Source organism: Burkholderia sp. BCC1047, from assembly GCF_902833155.1.
Lineage (GTDB): Bacteria > Pseudomonadota > Gammaproteobacteria > Burkholderiales > Burkholderiaceae > Burkholderia > Burkholderia sola.
Genome location: NZ_CADFEH010000031.1, coordinates 65,546 through 87,875 on the forward strand (window position 1 = coordinate 65,546; position 22,330 = coordinate 87,875).

Consider the following 22,330-nt stretch of genomic DNA (forward strand, 5'->3'; position numbering starts at 1 on the left):
TGGCTTGTCAGCCGTCTTAAAGAACACGAATTGAACGAAGAACGACATGGCACAACAACTTCCACCGGGTGCGGAGAAGGAACAGGCTGTTTCCTGGCTCAGCGATATTTCGCCGAAAGACGTGGCGGCGGGAGGCGACCGTTTCAATCAGTGGTTGCTCAAGATCAGCGGCAATCACATTTCGTTCGAGGATCTCAAAACCGTCGCGAGTGCGGTGCCGATCATCGGCAACCTGATGGCGTTCTACGATGCCGTGTGCGACATCGTGTCGATCGTCGAGAAGCGTCACGCCGAGCTGCTCGATTATCTTGGACTCGCGATCAACCTGATCGGCGTCATTCCGCTGCCGCCGCCGCTGGCATCGTTCCGACTGTCGGCGCGGCCGCTGTTGGCGCTCGTGCGTAATCAGTTGCTGGTGTCGCGCGGCAATCTCGGGGCGGCGATCATTGGCGTGCTCGTTGCGCACGTGAACGCTGCGGCCGCGACGGAAATCGAGAACTTCCTGAAGACATTGCAGGAGGTTCTTGTCGACCTGCTGAACGACTGCGCGGCCAAGGCGCAGGAATTGATGATCGGGATTGCCAGCGGACTGGAGCTTGCCCTCAAAGGACAAATTTTCGACAGTAGCGCGAACGTGCGGCGTACGCAGCAGATCGCGCGGAAGATGGACGAGCGATCCTGATACAACCCGATGATCGTCGTCGATGCGCTCGAGTACGGTTACGAAGGTTCGATCGCGTTAGGGAAGGAAGCCGGGAACGCGACGGTCGGGACCGCCGCGAAGCTGGCGCCGGATTCGTGGCTCCAACCGTTTCGCGATATCGTCGCGTTCCTGAAGACTGAAGCGCCGAAAGTCGCGAAGGCCATCCGTGATCTGAATGGCAGCGAAGAAGGCAAGATGCTCTGGCTGATCGCGCAAGTCATCCAGGCAGTGGCAAGAGTGCGTGCGGGCGGCAAGCTTCGTGAAAAGAGCGCCGACGTGCCGACCGGCGGAAAGGGAAGGGCACAGCATGACCGCCCGCAGGAGCCGGTCGGCGCGACCGGACAGCATGCGCGTCCGGAGGGTGCCGGCCAGAGTCCCTGCAAAAGTTGCGGGGTCGGTGCGTCGCCCGGATCGATCGATTTTGCTTTCGGCGATGAGACGTTCACGCATACGGACTTTGAACTGCCCGGTGCATTGCCGCTTGTCTGGGCGCGTACTTATCGGTCACGCCTGTCTGCATACGACACCGGAGAACTCGGCGCGCGATGGATCACACCGTACACGACGCGCATCGATATAGAAGGTGACACTTGGTTCTACCGTGATGCCAGCGGGCGCAGCATCGAATATCGCGCGCTCGCGGCCGGAAGCGTGCATGACGATCTCTCGGAAAACCTGACGCTGTCGCGGCTCGACGATACGTGGGTAACGATCGCGTACGGTCATGACGAGTTGCACGTATACGAACGGCGTGGCAACGCGTTCCGGCTGGCGATGCAGAAAGATCGCGCGGGTAACACGATCACGCTCGATTACGATGCGCGCGACCGCGTGGCGCGCCTGATCGATGCGAGCGGTAACGTGCTGTCGTTCGAGCACGACAAGCAAGGCCGGATCGTGCTGATCGAGCAGGTGCTCGAAGACGGTAAGCGCCGCACGCTCGCGAATTACGCCTATGACGAGGCGGCCGATCTGATCCGCGCAATCGATCGGCACGGCAACGCGTGGAGCTACCAGTACGACCGACATCTCGTGACGCGTTATACCGATCGCACCGGCCGAGGGATATCGCTTGAATGGGACGGCGCGGATGCCGACGACAACGCGAATGCGAAATGCGTGCGTGAGTACGCGGACGATGGCAGCCTCGATATCCGTCTTGCGTGGCATCCGAACATTCGGTTGACCTACGTGACCGATGCGCTCGGTCAGGTGACGCGCTATTACTTCAACATCAAGGGCTACGTTTATCGGATCGCCTACCCGGACGGAAACGAAGAGTGGTTCCGGCGCGACGAGCACAACAACCTTACGTTGCACATTCTGCAGGACGGCAGCACCGAGCAGATGCGTTACGACGCACGCGGCAACCGGACGCGGCACGAGCGCGTTGACGGCAGCATTGTCGAAATGGCATACGACGGCAAAGATCAGATGATCCGGCTCGTCGATCCCAATGGGCATGTCTGGCAGCGCAAGTACGATGATGCAGGCAATCTCGTCGAGGAAATCGATCCGCTCGAGCACTCGACGAAGTACAGCTATAACGACAAGGGGCTGCCGACACGGATCACCGATGCCAAAGGCGGATCGAAGGCACTCGAATACAATGCCGCCGGGCAATTGACCAGCTACACGGATTGCTCCAGCAAGAAGACGGCGTGGCGCTATGACGATATCGGTCGCGTGATCGAGACAAAGGACGCGTCCGGGGGTGTCGTTGCTTATGCATATGGCCCGAACGGCCAGTTGACGGAGATTCGTTCACCGGCCGGTGTCGAACACGTACAGTACGATGCCGAAGGTCGATTGCTTGGGCATACGGATCAACTCAATCGGTCGACGCGATATGGCTACGATGCCGTTGGCCGTATTGCGAGCCGCGCCGATGCGCTCGGGCAGACGATCGCGTATCGCTACGATCGTCTCGGGCGCCTGACCGCCCTGACCGATGCCAACTACGCGACGTACCGGTTCCGCTACGATCCGGCAGGCCGGCTGATCGAGGAAGTCGGCTTCGACGGCAAGTCGACGCGCTATCAGTACGATCCGGACAGCGGAAGTCTCGTTTCGATCGATGAAGCGGGTTGCTTGACGTCGGTCGACGTCGATGCGGGCGGCCGGCTGCTCAAGCGTGTCGCAGGGGAAAGCGAGGAGCGGTTCGCCTACGACCCGAGCGGCAGGTTGATCGACGCGGTGAACCGGTACAGCCGCGTGCAGTTCTTCTTCGATCCGGTCGGCAATCTCGTGCGTGAACATCACGCCTACGATCTGTTCGGCGACCGGCGCAGCTACGTGTGGCATCACGAATACGACGAACTCGGCAATCGTCGGCGTACTGTGCGGCCGGATGGGCATGTGGTCGACTGGTTGATGTATGGCTCGGGACATGTGCACGGAACGTTGCTCGATGGCGAGGAGCGCGTGCAGTTCGAGCGTGACGATCTTCATCGGGAGACGGTTCGCGTGTTGTCGAGCAAGGTCGGGCAGCGCACGCACTACGATCCGGCCGGACGCGTGCTGCAGCAGACGATCCAACGGTCGACGTCACCTGCGCCGCTTGCCGAGCGGCGCTATCGCTATGACGCGGTGGGGCAGTTGTCGCGGATCGAGGACAGCCGCAAGGGCGGGACCGACTATCGATACGATCCGGTCGGACGGTTGATCGAGGCGATCAGTCCTGTTGTAAAGGAACGGTTTGCATTCGATCCGGCGAGCAACATCATCGATCCGGTGCGCACTGGGGAGCCGCCCGCATCGCGTCCGAGCCCGGTGCGGCCGGAAAGCACGTTGCCGGTCGAGGTGCCGAAGGTGCTCGGTAACCTGCTGAAGGCGTATGCAGGGATGCACTTCGAGTACGACGCACGCGGCAATCTGGTGCGCAAGCGTACGCCTGCGGGCGAGCAGGAATACGAGTGGGATGAATTCAATCGCATGCTGTCTGCGCGCGTTGCCGAGACGGCACGGCAGAGTCAGGCGCGGTATTTCTATGACGCGTTCGGTCGGCGTATTGCGAAGGAGGTGAACGGCGAGCGGACGGTGTTCGGGTGGGATGGTGACACGCTGGCGTACGAGAGCGACGGCGAGCGCGGCACGCACTATCTCTACGAGCCGGGAACGTTCGTGCCGCTGGCGCAGTATGTGGCGGAACCGGTCGAGGGGATCGTGACGCCGGAGTGGAAGAGTACCGACCGCTATGTGCCGGAGGAGGATCCGCTGCAGAAGGTGCCGGAGCGGCGGGGCGATGCGGCGGTGTTCTATTACCACTGCGATCAGATCGGTACGCCTCAGTTGCTGACAGATAACGACGGAGACGTTGTGTGGGAAGCGTCGTACAAGGCGTGGGGTGAAGCGCGGGAAGTGATTGCGCGGGCGTCGAAGGCGGCGGGAATCGTGGCGAAGAATCCGTTGCGGTTCCAGGGGCAGCACTTTGATGACGAAACGGGACTGCACTATAACCGAAATCGATACTATGATCCGATATTCGGGAGGTTCATCTCCAAAGATCCAATCCGATTGGCTGGCGGCATTAATGTATATCAATATGCATTAAATGGTACCGAATGGGTCGACCCTTTAGGCTTAGCTGGAAATCGCGCGAACCGTCGCGCAGGTAGTATTTTGCAAGATATCGACGCAAAAGGCGGCGGGCATGCGTATTCTCGTCATGGCGCAGGGACAACCCTGGCTCAGCAAGAACATCGTGCGATGACGGGAATTCCGCCCGACTGCCCGTGTCCCAAGCGTCCTCGACCGACCGACTCGACGCGGTTTGTGAGTAATGTTGACCAATTGGATGCTATTCAACGCGGCACAGCAAAAATGAATGCCAGCGGGGAAAATTCTGTAACGTTCGATATGGGCAGAACTGTAGGGGAAGGTTATCGAAAGGGAGGTGGGGCAGTAGTGAGTACGTCAGAGGTTACTGTTGTTCGTCGAGATGGAAATATTGTCACGGCATTTCCTAAGCTACCATCGTTATGAAGAAAGTCATAAATTTTAGCTATATTGGGCCATTATATTATTATCTCTATTCTATGAGGGATGATGAATTGGATGATTTTTATATTAATGATGAAAATCATCTAGGTAGATTGTTTGCGGAAATGAAAGCGAGATTTGACAGGTTTGGGCCGATCTCTCGATCCAAAGTTTTGGACGTCTTGGAGTATGTGTTGGCGTCTCATTCGTGTGAGGCCAATTGGAGAGGGTTGTTGCCTCAGGAAATTCCTTTGGATGAGGTGGAGGACAAGGAGCGATTTGTGCATGACCTTTTTGTTGCTCTGGCTGGGAGAGAGCCGAATGCAGATTTTGATCTGAGAGACGTTGAGGTGAATAATTATGTTGGGCCCGATGGGGTCGATACGAAAATATAGAGCAAAATTTTGCCGCTTTTGATGGGGATATTTAACAGATATGTCTCATCGTGGCAGTATGAATATTTGTGGTGAAAGTCGGAGTTGTTTTTGAACATGGATCGGAGTCGGACTCGAGGATACGGATGGGCGGGGATTTGATATCGAAGCTGACAAGGCGGCATTCGAGCTGCTGACGGGGAGTGTCATGGTTCAGGTTGTTGCGTCGACGTTAAAGGGTACGGCAGCTTATCCGTATAACCAGCAAGTCGAAGGCAGGCCTGCGCAGTACACGAAAGCGAATTACGAGCCGATCATGCTGAACGTCAAACACCCTACGCCCGCGTCCCGCTACTCGCTCACGATTTTCAAGGACGTCCGAGTATTCACTACCAGCCTTGATTACCCGTACCGATGACGATCCACTACGCTTCCCTCGACGCCGCGTTTCAGGTCCAGCCGATCAAGATCGCGGAACGGGATATATCCTTTTCGAGAAACGGATCTGACTGCATCGGGTGTCATGTTTTTCGACGATATCGAAGACCCCAGAACCTATAGGCATGCTGCGTTTTCCGGGAAGCTGGGCAGTTTGATCGTGTTGACCATTCGCGGTGCTTCGATGCAATGTACAGTCCTGTTTGCGTCCGACCGGCGGATCGATTCCGCGCCGCGTTGGCATGATACGGTGCCTGACGTGTTCGTGTACTGGATCGATGTGTTTGACATTGTGGATTTCGGACAACCGATATAGCGGACATAGGCTCGTCAAGCAGTCAATCCGACCGCGTTTTCGCTCGACATGCAGCTCGCACCCCACCCGCCTGCAACGGAAGCCTGCCGATCATGCCCGCGTGAAATTGGCATAATCACGGCCTGCCGTGAGGTTCTCGCGGCCGAATCAACGCAATCCTCCGGATACCACCGCATTCCCCATGTCGATCGCCTCCCCGACCCAAGTACCGCTGCAACATATTCTCGAACGCCCTGGCGATTTCTCGGGGAGGCTGTATTTGCCGCCGATGCCGTGGGCGCTCGACACCGAGGGGGCGTTTTTCGAAGATGCTGATGACGCGGAAGCAGACGTTGCGCCTGCCATGGCGGCTCAGCCTGGCTGGAAAGTCACGCTGAACAGCGCGACGATCGAGGACATCGTGATCAACGCACACGATCAGGTCGACGAGCCAAGCGTCGCACAATTGCTCGACGCGTTTGTCTTCTACGTCGAGAACGACGCATTTATCTTGTTGTGAAGGCACGCCGGCGAATGCGAACGACGAAAGTGATCGAAGAAACAACCGTCGGCAACCGTTCGCACGTGACGGAAGCGCCGTGCGACGACCCTGCGCAAGCGATCGCGGCCGTCGAACGACTGAACGGTCGCGATCGCTCGACCGTCGCCTTCGACGCAAGCGACGCAACGGTGATGACGATTGGCGGTGGCCACGACGGCCGATACGTCGTCTTCATCGCATCGGAAATCGACGCCGCGTTGCTGAACCTGACGACGCCCGAAGCGCCGGCAGACGAAACGATCGAACTCGTGGCAGGTGGCCAGCGAGGCAGCTATCTCGCGCGACAGTGCGTCGATCGTGTAACGGCGACGCAGGCGGCAGCCTATTTCGTATCGACCGGCGGCGCCGATCCGCGGTTACGCTGGCAGCCCGGCTGATTCGCTGCGTGACAGGAAGGAATTGAACATGGCAGACGATCCGGCAGTATTGCGCGCGCAACAGGAAGCGATTTGCGCACGCTACGGCTTGCACGCCACCGAGCCCGAAGAGATGGTTGCCGTCGCGATGTCGACGCTCGGGCGGATGCCCGTCTACGGCACGCGCATCGCGCTGTCCGAAGGCGACAACGTCGGCTGGTTTTTCCATTGCGGCGAATACTCGGACGCCGCCGATTTCTATCAGCCGTTGCACGCCGCACACCTGTCGACCTACCTGCCATCGGTTCTGCCCTATCTGCAGTTGCCGGCCGGCGCGCGCTTCATCATCGACGATGCCGGCTACGAAGACGTCTGGATGGCATGACGCATCGGCACACGATCGATCTTTTTCAGTTCCCCAGAGAAGGGCAAAACGAAAAAGGACCGCCACGCGATCCTTTTTCCATGAAGCGGCATTCGAAAAAACGCGCACCTGTTACGGCAACGAAATCGTCAAATTAGCCGACTCCGGGCCCACCTTGATCACTTGCGAATAAGGCGCCAATGCCTGCAGCGTCTTGTCCTTGAGATAAGTATTGAGCCCGAGATACCCGAGCAGCGCGACCAGCGCGAACACGGCCCCAATCGCCCAAACCGGCACCTCCCGCTTCAACCGATGCGCGATCTGATCCGGCAGCGGCCAATGCGGCGCAAACGCAGCGCGCTTGCCCTTCATATGCGCGATCTCGTCGCCCAGCCGTGCGGTGAGATAAGCAAGCTTCTCCGGCCCCTCGAGCAGATACTTGCCCTGGAACCCGAGCAGCAGGCACATGTGAAACACCTCGAGCGACTGCAACCGCGCCGCACCCTGCGCGCGACATTCCTCGAGATACTGGAAGAACTTTTCCCCCGCGAGCTGCTCGCCGAACAGCACGAGCTGCAGCGGCCGGCGTTCCCAATCCGCGCGGATCTTGAACTGCGACGACAGCACCATCTCGTCGATCGCCGCGCAGAACGCGAACTTCGCGCCGTACACGTCCTCGGCGGCGATATTCAGCTTCTTCGCGCCGCGCTCGAAATCCGACAGGAATTCCTGGATTCGCGTGCTGAACTCGCTGGCGCTGTCCGGCTCCCGCTTGTTCTTGAGCAGGAACAGCATGAAGAACCCGTCGTACAGCAAATCGAGCAGCGAACGGGCCCGGAACGCGGAGTCCGTCGACGCCGGGCTATGCAGGGGCGGCGGCACGTTGTCGCCGAACAGGGAAGGCGCGTAGCTCATGATGTGACCGCGATCAGTTCGAATTTCAGGTCATTGATGCCAGTCGGCGCATAGATCATCGCGGACTGGGCCTGCAGCATGCGCTCGTACAGCGGGCTGCGCGAATCGAGCGCGAAGTAGCACGCGCCGGGGCGCACCGGAATCGCGGGCGGCACCTGCGGCGTGTACGACAGCCGCACGCCGGGCATCGCCGACAGCACGAGCTTGTCAACGTCGTCGGGCGCGCCGACCTTGAAGCGGGCCGGCACCGCGTCGACGAGCTCGACGCTCGGCATGTCCGCGGACACCGCGAGGTAGAACTCGGTCTTGTCGTCGATCTTGCCGGAATCGAGGCGGCCGAGGTGGAACGACGGGCGCACCTCGTCGAGCGTGATCGCGAAATAGCGCGTCGAGATCACGGTGTCGAGCAGTTCGCGCAGCATCAGGTCGAGACGCGCGAAGCTCGGGCCCGGATCGTCATGGCGATACACGGGCAGGTCGGCGAGCGTATAGCCCTTCGAGAACGTCATCAGCTGGCCCGCGAGGCGCAGCAGTTCCTGGAACAGCCGTTCCGGATGCAGCGCCGCGTGCTGGTGCAGGTGCGCGAGCGTCGCGAATGCGGCGTTCGCCGTGTGCAGCAGCCAGAACGACGCGATGTCGCCCGAGCGGAATTCGATGATGTTCTTCGACGGCTCGCGGTGGAAGCCGTACAGCGCGTTCACCTTCGCCTGCAGCGCGTCGACCAGCTGGCGCAGCCGCTGGTGCAGGATCGGCGACGCTTCGATCGCGAGGCACGGCGGCACGAAGCTGTCGTCGATCTCGAAGCCGGACGTCGCGGTGCGGCGCACGCGCACGAGCGGCACCGACAGCAACTGGTCGCGCGGCTCGCTGTGCGCGATCAGCTTGACCTGCGTCTTCAGGAACGTGATGTCGGCTTCGGCGGCGTCGGTGAAGTTGTCGGCGACGCTCGTCTGCTCGCTGACGAACCGCGTCATGAAGCCGGCGGCCGGATCGTCGCTGTAGTTGGTGCCGTTCTCGCGCAGCGGATGCAGCGCGAGATAGAACACGAATTCGTTGATGCCGTCGGGCAACGTATCCAGCGCGATGGGCGGCGGCAGGTCGTCGGCTTGCGGCGCGGCATACAGCGCGCCGTCCGGGAACACGAGCGCGAGCTCGGCCACTCGCAGCACGTTGCTGCCGAGCGCGTCGCGATCGATGCGCACCGAGCGCACGCCCCAGTTGTACGGCTGGATCGCCTGGATGGACTCGAACAGGCGCGCCTCGTGGTACGCGTCCTGTCGTTGAAAGTGTTGAGGCCGGAGGAACAGTCCTTCCCCCCACAGCACCTTGGCCGAATAACTCATGTCAAATCCGGTTAATGTGGCGTTGCGACGTAATCGATTTGTTCGTGCCCGAATTAAATCGCCAATTGTTAACTCTTGTTAATTGACATTCGTGCGTCATGTTTAACCGCAGGACACCGAAGACAGCATATTCAGCGGTTGCGAAGGCGCACCCTGTTGCGGTGCGATGACCGTGCCGTCGGTGACCGTCATCGCGCAATTATGCAGGCCGATGATTATGCCGGATTTCTCCGACTTCGCCGGATCGAACGTCAGTTTCCATCGTTGCAGTGCGGGATCGCGGAACAGCGCGACGATACCGAATGCCTGCGCCTCGCGCGATACCTTCTCGGTGGCCGTATAGCGCTGGCCCGGAATCAGCGTGATTTCGCGCACGTTCAGCAAATCGGCGCCGAGTGCGGCTTTTTCCTTGGTCGGATCGGTAAAGGCGTCGAACGGCGCCTGCTGGAACGAGGTCGGGTCCTTCAGCGCATAGAGCCGGACGACGAGCGCGAGCGGCTTGCGGTCGGTCGCGGCATTCAGGTTCGGCGCGGCGGCCAGCGTGAGCCCGATGTTGCGCGGCGGCTTCTGCGCGTCGGGCACCTCGGGCTTGCCGATGCCGGCCGCGGACATCACGGCGCTCGCGGCCGAGCCGAGCAGCGGGGCGGCCGCGCATCCGGCCAGCAGAGCGCACGCAAGCAGCGGCAGCGCGTAGCGAATCATGGACGATCTCATCGTTTTTCCGGCGTGCCGCCTTTATCCCTGTCAAAACTGCCGGGCATTGCCGCGTGCGCTGCGTATCCCCGACGTTGCATCGTTCAACTATTAAGCACGCCCGCGTCGTGGCAAGCGCCCGGAAATTTTTTCCGCCGCCCCGGCGGCGCGTCGTGCGACCAGTAAAACTTGCGCGTCCCAGCCCGAGGAAAAACCGCTGCGAGCCCGCAGCGAGAGGCCATTCGAGGGGGTAGCGCCCGGTTTTAAAAGGAATTACTCTTCACACGACGATTGAATTATGAAAAATTGATCGGTACTATACCCGCGCGCTTCTTGCAAAGCAAAAGAACCAGATTCTCAACGATTTAAAACTCACGCGCCGGTGGATATAACGATGAAAGACCGTCTGTTCGCAAAACTGTCTGGGGTGGTGGTGGCTTGCGGCGTGATCGCCGGCTGTGCGAGCCAGCCGTCCGCGCCGCCGACTGCGGAAGTGTTCAACAAGTCGCTGGCCGATGCAGACGCCGTCGCGAAGGCGGGGGATCAGGACAAGGCGCTGGGCCTGTACCAGCAGCTCGCGAAGTCGGATCCGACGCGCGAGGAGCCGTGGTCGCGCATCGCGCAAATCCAGTTCGCACAAAACCATTACGGGCAGGCGATCGTCGCCGCCCAGGAAGCGCTGCAGCGCGACGCGACCGATCGTCAGGCGAAGAGCGTGCTGGCCGTCGCCGGCCTGCGGATCGCGACGCAGTCGCTCGGCGAGCTGCGCCAGGATGCGTCGCTCGCGGGCGACGCGAAGTCCGACGCGCAGGCGCTCGCGAAGCAGCTGCGCGACACGCTCGGCGAGTCGGCGCTGTTCCCGCCGGAGCAGCGGGCGCAGTCGAAGAAGTACACCGGCCGCCGTCCGGTGCATCGTCCGAAGGCGGGGGCCGCACCGGCCGCGGACACGGCAGCGAGCGCCGCCCCGACGCCGACTCCGACGCCGCCCGCCGCGCAAAAGGGCAGCGCGGATCCGTTCGGCGCACTGCGCAACTGAAACCGCAACTGACGCGATAACCACAACTAACCTGGGAGCCGTCGAGATGGCCAAGAAAGAAAGCATTCAGAAAAGCTTGCAGAAAATACGGCCGCCGCGCGTCCAGCTGACCTACGAGGTCGAGAAGGGCGATGCGATCGAGGTGAAGGAACTGCCGTTCGTCGTCGGGGTCGTCGGCGATCTGGCGGGCCAATCCGAAATCGAGCAGCCGAAGCTGCGCGACCGCAAGTTCGTCAACATCGACCGCGACAATTTCGACGACGTGATGAAGGCGATCGAGCCGCGTGCCGCGTTCCAGGTGGAAAACCGCCTGAGCCCGGAAGGCGGCAAGTTCGCGGTCGACCTGAAGTTCCGCTCGCTGTCGGATTTCAGCCCGGACGACGTCGTCGAACAGGTCGAGCCGCTGCGCCGCCTGCTGGAGGCGCGTTCGAAGCTCGCCGACCTGCGCAACAAGCTCGCCGGCAACGACAAGCTCGAGGATCTGCTGTCCGAGGTGCTGAAGAACACGCAGCAGCTGCAGGAGCTCGCGAAGGGCACCGGCGGCGACAAAGACGGCGAATGACGACGGAGTGTTGAGATGAACCAGCAAACGGCTGCGGCCCAAGCGAGCGGCGCGGAATACGCCGCCGGGACTTCGCTGCTCGACGACATCGTCGAGAAAAGCAAGGTCGCGAAATCCGATTCCGAGCATGCGCGTGCGAAGGACCTGATCGGCGAACTCGTGCACCAGGTGCTCGACGGCACGGTGATCGTGTCGGACAACCTGTCGGCGACGATCGATGCGCGCGTCGCGGAACTCGACCGCCTGATTTCCACGCAGCTTTCCGCCGTGATGCACGCGCCGGAATTCCAGCGCCTCGAAAGCACGTGGCGCGGGCTGGATTATCTGGTCAAGGAAAGCAACACGGGCCAGACGATCAAGATCAAGGCGCTGCACGCGCCGAAGCGCGACCTCGTGCGCGACTTCAAGGGCGCGAGCGAGTTCGACCAGAGCGCGCTGTTCAAGAAAGTCTACGAAGAGGAATTCGGCACGTTCGGCGGCTCGCCGTTCGGTGCGCTGATCGGCGATTACGAGATCTCGCGCCAGCCGGAAGACATGTACTTCATCGAGCAGATGTCGCACGTCGCGGCGGCCGCGCATGCGCCGTTCATCGCGTCGGCGTCGCCGGAGTTGCTCGGCCTCGAGTCATTCTCCGACCTCGGCAAGCCGCGCGACCTCGGCAAGGTGTTCGACACCGTCGAATACGCGAAGTGGAAGTCGTTCCGCGACGCGGAGGATTCGCGCTACGTCGGCCTGACGCTGCCGCGCTTCCTCGGCCGCCTGCCGTTCAATCCGAAGGACGGCCAGACCGCGGAGAACTTCAACTTCGTCGAGGACGTCGACGGCACCGATCACGACAAGTACCTGTGGTGCAACGCGGCATGGGCCTTCGCGGCCCGCCTGACGGCCGCGTTCGACGACTTCGGCTGGTGCGCGGCGATCCGCGGCGTCGAAGGCGGCGGCCTCGTCGAGGACCTGCCGACCCACACGTTCAAGACCGACGACGGCGAAGTCGCGCTGAAGTGCCCGACCGAAATCGCGATCACCGATCGCCGCGAGAAGGAGCTGAGCGACCTCGGCTTCATTCCGCTCGTCCATTGCAAGAACTCAGATTACGCCGCGTTCTTCGCTGCGCAGTCGGTGCAGAAGCCCAAAAAATACAGCACCGACAGCGCGAATGCGAACGCCGTCCTGTCCGCCCAGCTTCAGTACATCTTCTCGGTATCGCGCGTCGCGCACTACCTGAAGGCGATGATGCGGGACAAGATCGGCAGCTTCGCATCGGCGCAGAACGTGGAGACTTTCCTCAACCGGTGGATTTCGCAATACGTCCTGCTCGACGACAACGCCTCGCAGGAACAGAAAGCGCAATTTCCGCTGCGCGAGGCATCCATACAAGTGTCGGAGATTCCGGGCAAGCCGGGCTCGTATCGTTCGGTCGCATTCTTGCGCCCGCACTTTCAGCTCGACGAACTCTCGATTTCTCTGCGACTTGTCGCTGATCTGCCCAAACCGGCAAATTCATAAGCGAGTAGATCGCCCGGGCGGGCCGCCTGGGTAGGACGTTAAAACCACCTCTTTGGGGAGTCGAAGGGCCATGTTACATATGCACTTGCAGTTTGGTAGTCCCGCGGTGAAGGGCGAATCCGCGGACAAGGACCACCAGGGCTGGATCGAACTGAAATCGTGGGATCACTCGATCGTTCAGCCGCGTTCGGCAACCGCATCGACCGCTGGCGGTCACACGATGACGCGTTGCGAGCACGGCGACATGATCTTCACGAAGGAAATCGATTCGTCGAGCCCGCTGCTGTACCAGCACGCTTCGGGCGGTACCACGTTCGACGAAGTGACGGTCCATTTCTCGCGCGCGGACGGTGAAGGCAAGCGCGTGCAGTATCTGGAAGTCAAGCTCAAGTACGTGATCATCTCGAGCATCGCCCCGAGCGTTCGCGAGGAAGGTCTGCCCCTCGAGACGTTCTCGTTGAAGTACGCAGCCGTGCAGTGGAAGCAAACCCAGCAGAAGATCGGCGGCAACCAGGGCGGCAACACGCAAGGCGCCTGGAGCCTGACGAAGAACGACAAGACCTACGCGGTCTAAGGTCGGTTGCGGCAACGGGGCGCTTTGCGTCCCGTTGCCGTTTTCGCTGTTCACACCGGCTGATGAAACGATTCGAACCCAGTTTTCTCGACAAGCTGTTCGACGACGAACCGCACCTGCCGGCCTCGGCAGCGATGCGGCAATTGTCGCTGGACGAGCTCAAGAACACGGTCGCCCGCGACGTCGAGGCGATCCTCAACACCCGTATCGCCCACACCGAGAACGAGCTGGCCACGCTGCCGGAATGCCAGAAATCGGTGCTGACCTACGGGCTGAACGATTTCGCGGGGCTGAGCCTCGCGAGCCACTACGATCGCGCATTCATCTGCAAGTCGATCCAGCAGGCGATCGCGCGCCATGAGCCGCGCCTGCAGCAGGTGCAGGTGACGTTCGAGCTGAACGAGCAGGCCACCAACGCGCTCTACTTCGCGATCCAGGCGCTGCTCGTCGTACACCCGGCCGAGGAGCCGGTGAGTTTCGACGCGATGCTGCAACCGTCGACGCTGCAATACTCGGTCACGCGCGCACGCGCGGCGCGAATGCAGTAAATCAAGCCGCCGAGCGGGCCGGACCGCCCGGTGGTCAATCAGGTCCGGCAGAGATATTGAGGTTCGGGGTCGTCGATGGAAGAATTGCTGCCGTATTACGAACGCGAATTATCGTTTTTGCGGCGCTATTCGCGCGATTTCGCCGAACGCTATCCGAAGATCGCCGCGCGTCTCGCGGTGTCGGGCGAGCACTGCGAGGATCCGCACGTCGAGCGGATGATCGAATCGTTCGCGCTGCTCGGCGCGCGCATCAACAAGAAGCTCGACGACGACTACCCGGAATTCACCGAAGCGCTGCTGGAAGTGCTGTATCCGCACTACCTGCGGCCATTCCCGTCGTGCTCGATCGCGCAGTTCACGCCGGCTTCGCCCGGCCAGCAGACCGAGCCGGTCGTGATCGATCGCGGCACCGAGCTGAAGAGCCGCCCGATCCGCGGCGTGCAATGCCGGTTTCGCACCGCCTACGACGTGACGCTCGCGCCGATCCGCATCTCGGAGGCGCGCTATACGCCGGTCGCGCTCGCGCCGAGCGCGACGGTGCTGCCGTCGAACGCGACGGGCGTGATCTCGATCACGTTCGAATCGCTCGCCGCGCAGCTCGATCTCGGCGCGCTGAAGCTGTCGACGCTGCGCGCGCATCTGCACGGCGAGCAGTCGTTCGTCGCCGCGCTGACCGACTGCCTGTTCGTCAACGTGCTCGGCGCGTATGTCGAGCCCGAACGCAACGGCCGCTGGACCGCGCTGCGCAAGCTGCCGATCGCGCAGGCCGGCTTCGCCGAGGACGACGCGCTGATCGACTATCCGGCGAAGTCGCATCCCGCGTACCGGCTGCTCACCGAATACTTCGCGTTTCCCGACAAGTTCGATTTCGTCGACTTCGACCTCGCGGCGATCGCACGCGCATCGGGCCGCTGCCAGCGCGCGACGCTGCACCTCGTCCTGCAGGACGTGCGCAGCGATTCGCACGTCGCGCGCCTGCTGGAGCTACTGACGGCGAGCCATTTCCGGCTGTTCTGCACGCCGATCGTCAATCTGTTCCGCCAGCACGGCGAACCGATCCGCATCACGCACCGCGCGGTGTCGTATCCGGTGATCGCCGAGGCGCGGCGCGCATTCGCGTACGAGGTGTACGCGATCGATTCGGTGAAGCTCGTCCGGCAGCAGGCGCACGAGGAATCGGTGATCGAGTTTCGCCCGTTCTATTCGCTGCATCACGGCGAATCGGCGCGGATCGGCCATTACTGGTTCGCGCGCCGCAACGACTGGGTCGCGCAGAAGAGCCCGGGCTACGAAACCGAAATCTCGATCGTCGACATCGACTTCGAGCCGACGTCGCCGCAAACCGACACGCTGAGCCTCGATCTCACCTGCACGAACCGCGACCTGCCGGCGATGCTGGCGTTCGGCCTCGAGGGCGGCGACCTGTTCCAGGAAGGCGGCGCGCAGACGAGCGGCATCTCGATGCTGCGCCGCCCGACGCAGAGCGTGCGCTTCGAGCGCGGCCGCGCCGCGCACTGGCGGCTCGTGTCGCACCTCGCGCTCAATCACGTGTCGCTCGTCGCGCACGGCCTCGCGCCGCTGAAGGAAATGCTGACGCTGTACGACCTGCGACGCACGGCCGTGTCGATGCGCCAGATCGACGGCCTGGCCGGCGTCGAGCAGCGCGGCGCCGTGCAGTGGCTGCCCGGCAAGCCGTTCGCGACCTTCGTGCGCGGCATCGAGATCCGGCTGACGATCGACGAGGAACACTTCGTCGGCGCGAGCCTCGCGTCGTTCGTGCGCGTGCTCGACAGCTTCTTCGGGCTGTACGTCCACCTCAACAGTTTCGTTCAATTGGTCGTCGTGTCGAAGCGCACCGGCGAGGAGATCATCCGATGCAAGCCCCGAACCGGCGAATCGATCCTGGCGTAGTCGACGCGCTGCTCGACGAGCCGCACCGCTTCGAGTTCTTCCAGGCGGTGCGCGTGCTCGAAGGGCTGTTCGCGCGGCAGGCGTCGGACGCGCCCGGCGCGTGGCGGCAGGGCGACGTGGTCGCGCAGCGCATCGCATTCCGCAACACGCTGTCGCTCGGCTTCCCGCCGAGCGAGATCGAAGGCGCGCGCTCGTTCGACGGCGACGGCGCGCCGCTGAACTCGGACGAGCAGCGCGGCGCCGCGCTGGCCGCCGGCGAGCTGGGCCGCGTCGAGCTGACGCCGGCGTTCTTCGGGCTGCTCGGCGGGCAGGGCGCGCTGCCGCTGCACTACACCGAGCAGATCGTCGCGCGCGAACACCTGCGGCGCGACCACGCGGCGCGCGCGTTCTTCGACGTGTTCTCGAACCGCGCGACCGCGCTGTTCTATGCGGCGTGGAAGAAATACCGGCTGCCGTTCCATTACGAACTCGACCGCGACGAGCGCTACCTGCCGCTGTTGCTCGCGATCGCGGGCGTGCCGAGCGACGAGGTGCGCGACAGTCTCGCGGCCGGCCCGGGCGGCGTGCTCGACGAAGCCGTGGCCGGCTACGCGCTCGCCGCGCGGCACCGGCCGATGTCGGCCGCCTACCTGCAGCGCACGCTGTCCGATTACTTCCGCGTGCCGGTGAAGATCGACCAGTTCGTCGGCAAGTGGTACGACGTGCCGCCCGACCAGCTGAGCGTGCTCGGTGAGGTCAACGCGGTGCTTGGTGCGACGGCGCTCGTCGGCGAGCGCGTGTGGCAGCGCGACATGCGCGCGCGGATCGTCGTCGGCCCGCTGTCCAAGCGCGACTACGAGGCGTTCCTGCCCGGCGGCGCGCACGCCATCGCGCTCGAACGGATGCTGACGCTGCTCGCCGGCGTCACGCTCGAGTACGAGGTGAAGCTCGTGCTCAAGCGCACGGAAGTCGGCGCGAGCGTGCTCGGCGCGGGTTCGCGGCTCGGCTGGGACGCGTTCCTGTGCACGCGCGACGCGCCCGAGGACCGCTCGGACGCCCGCTACGAACTGCACGTGATTCACTGACCTAACAACAACACGCAATCGAACCTGAGATCGACGCCATGAGCACGCCTCTGAAGACCCTGATCACGAAACTGAACCCGCTGTGCCGCCACGCGACCGAGCGGGCGGCGAGCGCGTGCCTGGCGCGCGGCCATTACGAGGTCGATCTGGAGCACCTGTTCCTCGCGTTGCTCGACGAAGCGACGGGCGACCTGCCGCTCGCCTTGCGCGCGAGCCGCGTCGATCCGCATGCGCTGCATGCCGATCTCGAACGCGAGCTCACGCGCCTGAAGACAGGCAACACGCGCACGCCGGTGTTCTCCGTGCACCTGATCGCGCTGTTCGAGCAGGCGTGGCTGATCGCGTCGCTCGATTCGCAGCTCGGCCGCATCCGGTCGGGGCATCTGCTGCTCGCACTGCTGACCGCGCCGGATCTCGCGCAATTCGCACAACGGATGTCGTCGCGGTTCGCGGAAATGAACGTGACGGACCTGAAGCACAAGTTCGACGAAATCATGGCTGGCTCGAGCGAAGCCGAGCCGCGCCAGGCGGACGACGACGGCAGCGACGCCGCGCCGGCCGCCGACGGCTTTGCACCCGCGGCCGGCCCGTCGAAGACGCCCGCGCTCGACACGTACACGACCAACCTCACGCAGCGCGCGCGCGACGGCAAGATCGATCCGGTGATCGGCCGCGAAGCCGAAATCCGCCAGGCGATCGACATCCTGATGCGCCGCCGCCAGAACAACCCGATCATGACCGGCGAGGCCGGCGTCGGCAAAACGGCGGTCGTCGAAGGGCTCGCGCTGCGGATCGCGGCCGACGACGTGCCGCCGCCGTTGCGCGGCGTCGCGCTGCACGTGCTCGACATGGGGCTGCTGCAGGCCGGCGCGAGCGTGAAGGGCGAGTTCGAGAACCGCCTGAAGAGCGTGATCGACGAAGTGAAGAAGAGCGCGCATCCGATCATCCTGTTCATCGACGAGGCGCACACAATCATCGGCGCGGGCGGCCAGGCCGGCCAGAACGACGCGGCGAACTTGCTGAAGCCGGCGCTCGCGCGCGGCGAGCTGCGCACGATCGCCGCGACGACGTGGAGCGAATACAAGAAGTACTTCGAGAAGGATGCGGCACTCGCGCGGCGCTTCCAGGTCGTGAAGGTCGAGGAGCCGAGCGAGCCGCTGGCCGCCGCGATGCTGCGCGGGATGTCGGGCCTGATGGAGAAGCACTTCAACGTGCGGATTCTCGACGATGCGATCACCGAGGCCGTGCGCCTGTCGCACCGCTACATCAGCGGCCGCCAGCTGCCGGACAAGGCGATCAGCGTGCTCGACACCGCGTGCGCGAAGGTCGCGCTCGCGCACAGCGCGACGCCGGCGGCGATCGACGACACGAAGAAGCGCATCGAGCGCATCGATGCGGAAATCGCGTCGCTGGAGCGCGAGGCGGCGGGCGGCGCGGCGCACGACGAGCGGCTCGGCGAGCTGCGCGGCGCGCGCGACACGGCGCTCGAACATCTGGCGAAGGATGAAGAACGCTATGAGGCCGAGCGCGTGATCGTCGCCGAGATCACCGAACTGCGCGACGCGCTCGACAAGGCGCGCGGCCCGTCGGAAGACGGCGCACCCGTCGATGTGCCGGCCACGCGCGAGAAGCTGACCGAACGCGTCGCGGCGCTGCATGCGCTGCAAGGCGGCGAGCCGATGGTGCCGCTGCAGGTCGACGGCCACGTCGTCGCCGAGATCGTCGCCGCGTGGACGGGCATTCCGCTCGGCCGGATGGTGAAGGACGAAATCGACACCGTGCTGAACCTGCAGCCGCTGCTGACCGCGCGCGTGATCGGCCAGGACCATGCGCTGGAGGCGATCGCGCAGCGCGTGCGCACCGCGACCGCGAACCTCGAGGATCCGAACAAGCCGCGCGGCGTGTTCATGTTCGTCGGGCCGTCGGGCGTCGGCAAGACCGAGACGGCGCTGGCGCTGGCCGACATCCTGTACGGCGGCGAGCGCAAGATGGTCACGATCAACATGAGCGAGTACCAGGAAGCGCACAGCGTGTCGGGCCTGAAGGGCTCTCCGCCGGGCTACGTCGGTTACGGCGAGGGCGGCGTGCTGACCGAGGCCGTGCGCCGCAACCCGTATTCCGTCGTGCTGCTCGACGAGGTCGAGAAGGCGCACCCGGACGTGCTCGAGATGTTCTTCCAGGTGTTCGACAAGGGCACGATGGACGACGCGGAAGGGCGCGAGATCGACTTCCGCAACACGCTGATCATCCTGACGTCGAACGTCGGTTCGGCCGCGGTGATGCAGGCGTGCCTGAACAAGCCGGCCGAGGAACTGCCCGATCCGGATGCGCTCGCCGAGACGCTGCGTCCGCAACTGTACAAGGCCTTCAAGCCGGCGTTCCTCGGCCGGATGAAGGTCGTGCCGTACTACCCGATTTCCGACGACGTGCTGGCCGAGATCATCGAGCTGAAGCTCGAGCGTATCCGCCGCCGGATCGACGCGAACCACAAGGCCGCGTTCGAATGGGACGAATCGCTCGTCGACGCGGTGCTCGCGCGCTGCACCGAGGTCGATTCGGGCGCCCGCAACGTCGACCACATCCTGAACGGCACGCTGCTGCCGGAGATCGCGGGCCACGTGCTCGGCCGGATCGCCGACGGCGCGGCCATCGCGCGCATCGCGGTGCGTGCGGACGAGGCCGGCGAATTCGCGTACACCGTCGAATGAGCCCCGCGCGCGACATCTGATGCATCAACGGATTCACTGAACCATGCCGATCAATCTCCCCGAGCTGCTGACGCCGATCAGCGACGCGTCGCCCAGCGGCGACGACCTGCTGTTTTCGAACGAATTCGACGCGATCCAGGACGCGCGGCGCTACGACGACCCGACGCTCGACCAGGGCGAATGGGTGACCGAGATCAAGGAGGCCGACTGGGGCTTCGTCGTCGATCATGCGGGCGAGCTGCTGCGCACGCGCACGAAGGACCTGCGGCTCGCCGTGTGGCTCACCGAGGCACTCGCGCTCGAGGACGGCATCACCGGCCTCACCGAGGGCTATGCGCTGCTCGAGGGCCTGTGCCGCGACTTCTGGGACACCTTTCACCCGCTGCCCGAGGACGACGACATCGAGCACCGGCTCGGCAACGTCGCATGGCTGTCCGGCCGCACGGCCGAACTGCTGCGCGCGGTGCCGCTGACGGACGGCGCATCGAATGCGTTCAGCACGCTCGACTGGGAAGTCGCGCAGCACGTCGCGCAGTCGATCAAGCGCGATCCCGAACACGCGGACGATATCGCGCGCGGCAAGCCGTCGATCGAGCAGATCGATGCGTCGCGGCGCGTGACGTCGATCGCGTTCTACACGGCGCTGCTGGCGAACCTGAAGGCGTTCGAATTCGCGCTCGATGCGTTCGAGGAGCGGCTCGTCGAGCGCGCGGGCGATTCGGCGCCGAGCTTCCGGCAGGCGCGCGACGCGTTCGAGACCGTATACCGGCTCGCCGAGCGCTTTGCGCGCGAACAAGGCTATACGGGTAGCGCGCCGCACACGCAGGCGGCGCCGCAGGCCCAGTCAGAACGCATCGAGCCGGTGTTCGGCCAGCCGATCCAGACCGAGGAGACTCACGTGCAGCAGCAGACCGCTTCGCGTCCTCCGGTGACGCAGATGATCGCCGGCATCCAGAACCGTGCGCAGGCCGTCGACCAGTTGCGTGCGGTGGCGCGCTATTTCCGTCAGACCGAGCCGCACAGCCCGGTCGCGTATCTCGCCGACAAGGCGGCCGAATGGGCCGACATGCCGCTGCACAAGTGGCTCGAGAGCGTCGTGAAGGACGACGGGTCGTTGTCGCATATTCGGGAGCTGCTGGGCGTGCGGCCGGACGAGCAGGCGTGAACGACCATTTTCGATCTGAGAGCGCGGGCCCGGCGGGCTCGTGATGAACGAGAAGAAGGGTGACGCATGAACGTGACCGAACTGGCACAGGCGATTCGTGGTGGAGGACGAAGGGCTGTTCGGCTCCTGGTGGCACAGTGAAGACGGGAACGCACACACGTTCGTCATCACCGACGACCTGCATACGGTCGACGCGCTGTCACCGAAGGGCGTGCTGGTTGCGCCGCGGTTCGACGAGCATCCGGCGGCGCAGTTGTGCCGCGAGGCCGTCGCAGATGGGAAGGCGACGCTCAATCACGCGCTGCCCATCGATCGATCATGCGATGTGGGACGCGATTCGCGCGACACACGAGCGGGAGTTGCTGGAGACGCGTAGTGACGCGGCGTAGATTCGTGCCGGCGGTGGGGCTGCTTGCGGTCGCTTTGAGCTTGAGCGCGTGCGGCAAGTCGGAGCCGGTGTATAGCGGAGTCTCGGTTATTGCCCACAATTACCTGCCGTACAACGTCGACGGATTTTCGATCACGGATGCGCATGGAAACAAGGCCTTCGGGGGAAACAGCTTGCCGGGCGGCGGGGGCGGGGTGACCTGCTGCTACAAACTCGAGGGCACGCAATTCGTCGTCAAATGGAGTTATGTCGACGTCGACCAGTGGCACAAAGGTTACGAGGAAACCCTGCACGCCGAGGCAAGGGTCGCGATGTCGTCGACTCAGGTTCCGGAAAAGATCGGCGATCGAATTATCGAGGTGCACTTTTACCCGGATCGTCACGTCGAGCTGCAATTTCCCGGTGCGCTGGCGGATACGTCGCGCATTCCGATGATCGATGTGTCGCGCTGGATGTCCAGCCGCTACCAGAATGAATTAAACCGGAAGTACGACGAACGAGAAGATCAGCAGTTTCGACGCATCGTCCGTGTCGTAGCGATGGCATGGTTGAAATACCGACTCACGGATCTCGATGATCTCGAGCAGTACGCGTACTACAACTTGCTTGTGAACAGCCGGTTCGATGCGCATCCGGCGGTCCAGCACATACTGCAGACTGCTGCCGGCAAGCCGGGGATGTTCGCGAAGTCGATACGGTCATTGCCGAAGGGGGTGTTGTCTGCGTTGACGAATGACCAATTCGAGCTGCGGATTCAACCGGTCGATGCAACACACTAGAATCTGCGCAAGCAGCGGAGGTGTTGCAAATGAAGCAGAGGCCGAGGATCTACTATTCTGAGAGT

Annotated in this window: 18 protein-coding genes and 1 pseudogene; 16 read left to right on the forward strand and 3 right to left on the reverse strand. The window is 63.1% G+C overall.

Annotated features, from left to right (window positions below; genetic code table 11):
* Positions 1 to 46: 46 nt before the first annotated feature.
* The 5 genes and pseudogenes from HWX55_RS27300 to HWX55_RS27320 all read left to right on the forward strand — a co-directional run.
* Positions 47 to 4,288: pseudogene (locus HWX55_RS27300) on the forward strand (RHS repeat-associated core domain-containing protein); the annotation flags it as partial.
* A 395-nt stretch (positions 4,289 to 4,683) separates the two neighbouring features.
* Positions 4,684 to 5,079, forward strand: a complete 396-nt coding sequence (locus HWX55_RS27305; protein WP_175977978.1) for a hypothetical protein — start codon at positions 4,684 to 4,686, stop codon at positions 5,077 to 5,079.
* A 914-nt stretch (positions 5,080 to 5,993) separates the two neighbouring features.
* A complete protein-coding gene (locus tag HWX55_RS27310; RefSeq protein ID WP_175977979.1) occupies positions 5,994 to 6,311 on the forward strand; it encodes a hypothetical protein in 318 nt (105 codons plus the stop codon).
* A gap of 14 nt (positions 6,312 to 6,325) precedes the next feature.
* Positions 6,326 to 6,730 (forward strand): Imm1 family immunity protein, encoded by a 405-nt coding sequence (locus HWX55_RS27315; RefSeq protein ID WP_175977980.1) that lies wholly within the window; start codon positions 6,326 to 6,328, stop codon positions 6,728 to 6,730.
* Between the two features lie 28 nt (positions 6,731 to 6,758).
* Positions 6,759 to 7,094 (forward strand): hypothetical protein, encoded by a 336-nt coding sequence (locus HWX55_RS27320; protein WP_175977981.1) that lies wholly within the window; start codon positions 6,759 to 6,761, stop codon positions 7,092 to 7,094.
* 111 nt (positions 7,095 to 7,205) lie between these two features.
* Here the strand turns inward: HWX55_RS27320 and icmH are convergent, their stop codons facing one another.
* The 3 genes from icmH to tssJ form a co-directional block, all read right to left on the reverse strand.
* Entirely contained in the window at positions 7,206 to 7,988 is a 783-nt protein-coding gene (gene icmH, locus HWX55_RS27325; RefSeq protein WP_175977982.1) for a type IVB secretion system protein IcmH/DotU, read from the reverse strand.
* Positions 7,985 to 9,331, reverse strand: coding sequence for a type VI secretion system baseplate subunit TssK (gene tssK / locus HWX55_RS27330; RefSeq protein ID WP_006477098.1), 1,347 nt, complete (start codon positions 9,329 to 9,331; stop codon positions 7,985 to 7,987). Before tssK ends, icmH begins: the two co-directional genes overlap by 4 nt.
* A 102-nt stretch (positions 9,332 to 9,433) precedes the next feature.
* Positions 9,434 to 10,045 (reverse strand): type VI secretion system lipoprotein TssJ, encoded by a 612-nt coding sequence (tssJ, locus tag HWX55_RS27335; protein ID WP_050013104.1) that lies wholly within the window; start codon positions 10,043 to 10,045, stop codon positions 9,434 to 9,436.
* Positions 10,046 to 10,418: 373 nt separating this feature from the next.
* On the opposite strand from tssJ, the gene HWX55_RS27340 reads away from it, so the two are divergent.
* The 11 genes from HWX55_RS27340 (at position 10,419) to HWX55_RS27390 (ending at position 22,265) form a co-directional block, all read left to right on the forward strand.
* Positions 10,419 to 11,060: a tetratricopeptide repeat protein gene (locus tag HWX55_RS27340; protein ID WP_175977983.1), complete on the forward strand. Its 642-nt coding sequence runs from the start codon at positions 10,419 to 10,421 to the stop codon at positions 11,058 to 11,060.
* Between the two features lie 46 nt (positions 11,061 to 11,106).
* Positions 11,107 to 11,622 (forward strand): type VI secretion system contractile sheath small subunit, encoded by a 516-nt coding sequence (tssB, locus tag HWX55_RS27345; RefSeq protein ID WP_069619456.1) that lies wholly within the window; start codon positions 11,107 to 11,109, stop codon positions 11,620 to 11,622.
* A 15-nt stretch (positions 11,623 to 11,637) separates the two neighbouring features.
* Complete coding sequence (gene tssC / locus HWX55_RS27350) at positions 11,638 to 13,128, forward strand: type VI secretion system contractile sheath large subunit (RefSeq protein ID WP_006484397.1); 1,491 nt, start codon at positions 11,638 to 11,640, stop codon at positions 13,126 to 13,128.
* Positions 13,129 to 13,198: 70 nt separating this feature from the next.
* Entirely contained in the window at positions 13,199 to 13,702 is a 504-nt protein-coding gene (locus HWX55_RS27355; RefSeq protein WP_006477093.1) for a type VI secretion system tube protein Hcp, read from the forward strand.
* 62 nt (positions 13,703 to 13,764) lie between these two features.
* Positions 13,765 to 14,250 carry a type VI secretion system baseplate subunit TssE gene (tssE, locus tag HWX55_RS27360; protein ID WP_021161818.1) on the forward strand — a complete coding sequence of 162 codons (486 nt, stop codon included), beginning with the start codon at positions 13,765 to 13,767 and terminating at the stop codon, positions 14,248 to 14,250.
* Positions 14,251 to 14,325: 75 nt separating this feature from the next.
* Positions 14,326 to 16,161, forward strand: coding sequence for a type VI secretion system baseplate subunit TssF (gene tssF / locus HWX55_RS27365; RefSeq protein WP_175977984.1), 1,836 nt, complete (start codon positions 14,326 to 14,328; stop codon positions 16,159 to 16,161).
* On the forward strand, positions 16,125 to 17,225 hold the full coding sequence (tssG, locus tag HWX55_RS27370) for a type VI secretion system baseplate subunit TssG (protein WP_175977985.1): 1,101 nt from the start codon (positions 16,125 to 16,127) through the stop codon (positions 17,223 to 17,225). Before tssF ends, tssG begins: the two co-directional genes overlap by 37 nt.
* A gap of 38 nt (positions 17,226 to 17,263) precedes the next feature.
* On the forward strand, positions 17,264 to 19,933 hold the full coding sequence (gene tssH, locus HWX55_RS27375) for a type VI secretion system ATPase TssH (protein WP_175977986.1): 2,670 nt from the start codon (positions 17,264 to 17,266) through the stop codon (positions 19,931 to 19,933).
* A gap of 43 nt (positions 19,934 to 19,976) precedes the next feature.
* Positions 19,977 to 21,098: a type VI secretion system protein TssA gene (gene tssA, locus HWX55_RS27380; protein WP_050013098.1), complete on the forward strand. Its 1,122-nt coding sequence runs from the start codon at positions 19,977 to 19,979 to the stop codon at positions 21,096 to 21,098.
* 97 nt (positions 21,099 to 21,195) lie between these two features.
* Positions 21,196 to 21,474, forward strand: a complete 279-nt coding sequence (locus HWX55_RS27385; protein WP_175977987.1) for a hypothetical protein — start codon at positions 21,196 to 21,198, stop codon at positions 21,472 to 21,474.
* On the forward strand, positions 21,474 to 22,265 hold the full coding sequence (locus HWX55_RS27390) for a DUF3304 domain-containing protein (protein WP_175977988.1): 792 nt from the start codon (positions 21,474 to 21,476) through the stop codon (positions 22,263 to 22,265). Before HWX55_RS27385 ends, HWX55_RS27390 begins: the two co-directional genes overlap by 1 nt.
* The last annotated feature ends 65 nt before the right edge of the window (positions 22,266 to 22,330 follow it).

Coding starts and splice junctions, on each gene's coding strand:
- HWX55_RS27305 (WP_175977978.1), top strand. CDS start 4,684: ATGAAGAAAGTCATAAATTTTAGCTATATTGGGCCATTATATTATTAT.
- HWX55_RS27310 (WP_175977979.1), top strand. CDS start 5,994: ATGTCGATCGCCTCCCCGACCCAAGTACCGCTGCAACATATTCTCGAA.
- HWX55_RS27315 (WP_175977980.1), top strand. CDS start 6,326: ATGCGAACGACGAAAGTGATCGAAGAAACAACCGTCGGCAACCGTTCG.
- HWX55_RS27320 (WP_175977981.1), top strand. CDS start 6,759: ATGGCAGACGATCCGGCAGTATTGCGCGCGCAACAGGAAGCGATTTGC.
- icmH (WP_175977982.1), bottom strand. CDS start 7,988: ATGAGCTACGCGCCTTCCCTGTTCGGCGACAACGTGCCGCCGCCCCTG.
- tssK (WP_006477098.1), bottom strand. CDS start 9,331: ATGAGTTATTCGGCCAAGGTGCTGTGGGGGGAAGGACTGTTCCTCCGG.
- tssJ (WP_050013104.1), bottom strand. CDS start 10,045: ATGAGATCGTCCATGATTCGCTACGCGCTGCCGCTGCTTGCGTGCGCT.
- HWX55_RS27340 (WP_175977983.1), top strand. CDS start 10,419: ATGAAAGACCGTCTGTTCGCAAAACTGTCTGGGGTGGTGGTGGCTTGC.
- tssB (WP_069619456.1), top strand. CDS start 11,107: ATGGCCAAGAAAGAAAGCATTCAGAAAAGCTTGCAGAAAATACGGCCG.
- tssC (WP_006484397.1), top strand. CDS start 11,638: ATGAACCAGCAAACGGCTGCGGCCCAAGCGAGCGGCGCGGAATACGCC.
- HWX55_RS27355 (WP_006477093.1), top strand. CDS start 13,199: ATGTTACATATGCACTTGCAGTTTGGTAGTCCCGCGGTGAAGGGCGAA.
- tssE (WP_021161818.1), top strand. CDS start 13,765: ATGAAACGATTCGAACCCAGTTTTCTCGACAAGCTGTTCGACGACGAA.
- tssF (WP_175977984.1), top strand. CDS start 14,326: ATGGAAGAATTGCTGCCGTATTACGAACGCGAATTATCGTTTTTGCGG.
- tssG (WP_175977985.1), top strand. CDS start 16,125: ATGCAAGCCCCGAACCGGCGAATCGATCCTGGCGTAGTCGACGCGCTG.
- tssH (WP_175977986.1), top strand. CDS start 17,264: ATGAGCACGCCTCTGAAGACCCTGATCACGAAACTGAACCCGCTGTGC.
- tssA (WP_050013098.1), top strand. CDS start 19,977: ATGCCGATCAATCTCCCCGAGCTGCTGACGCCGATCAGCGACGCGTCG.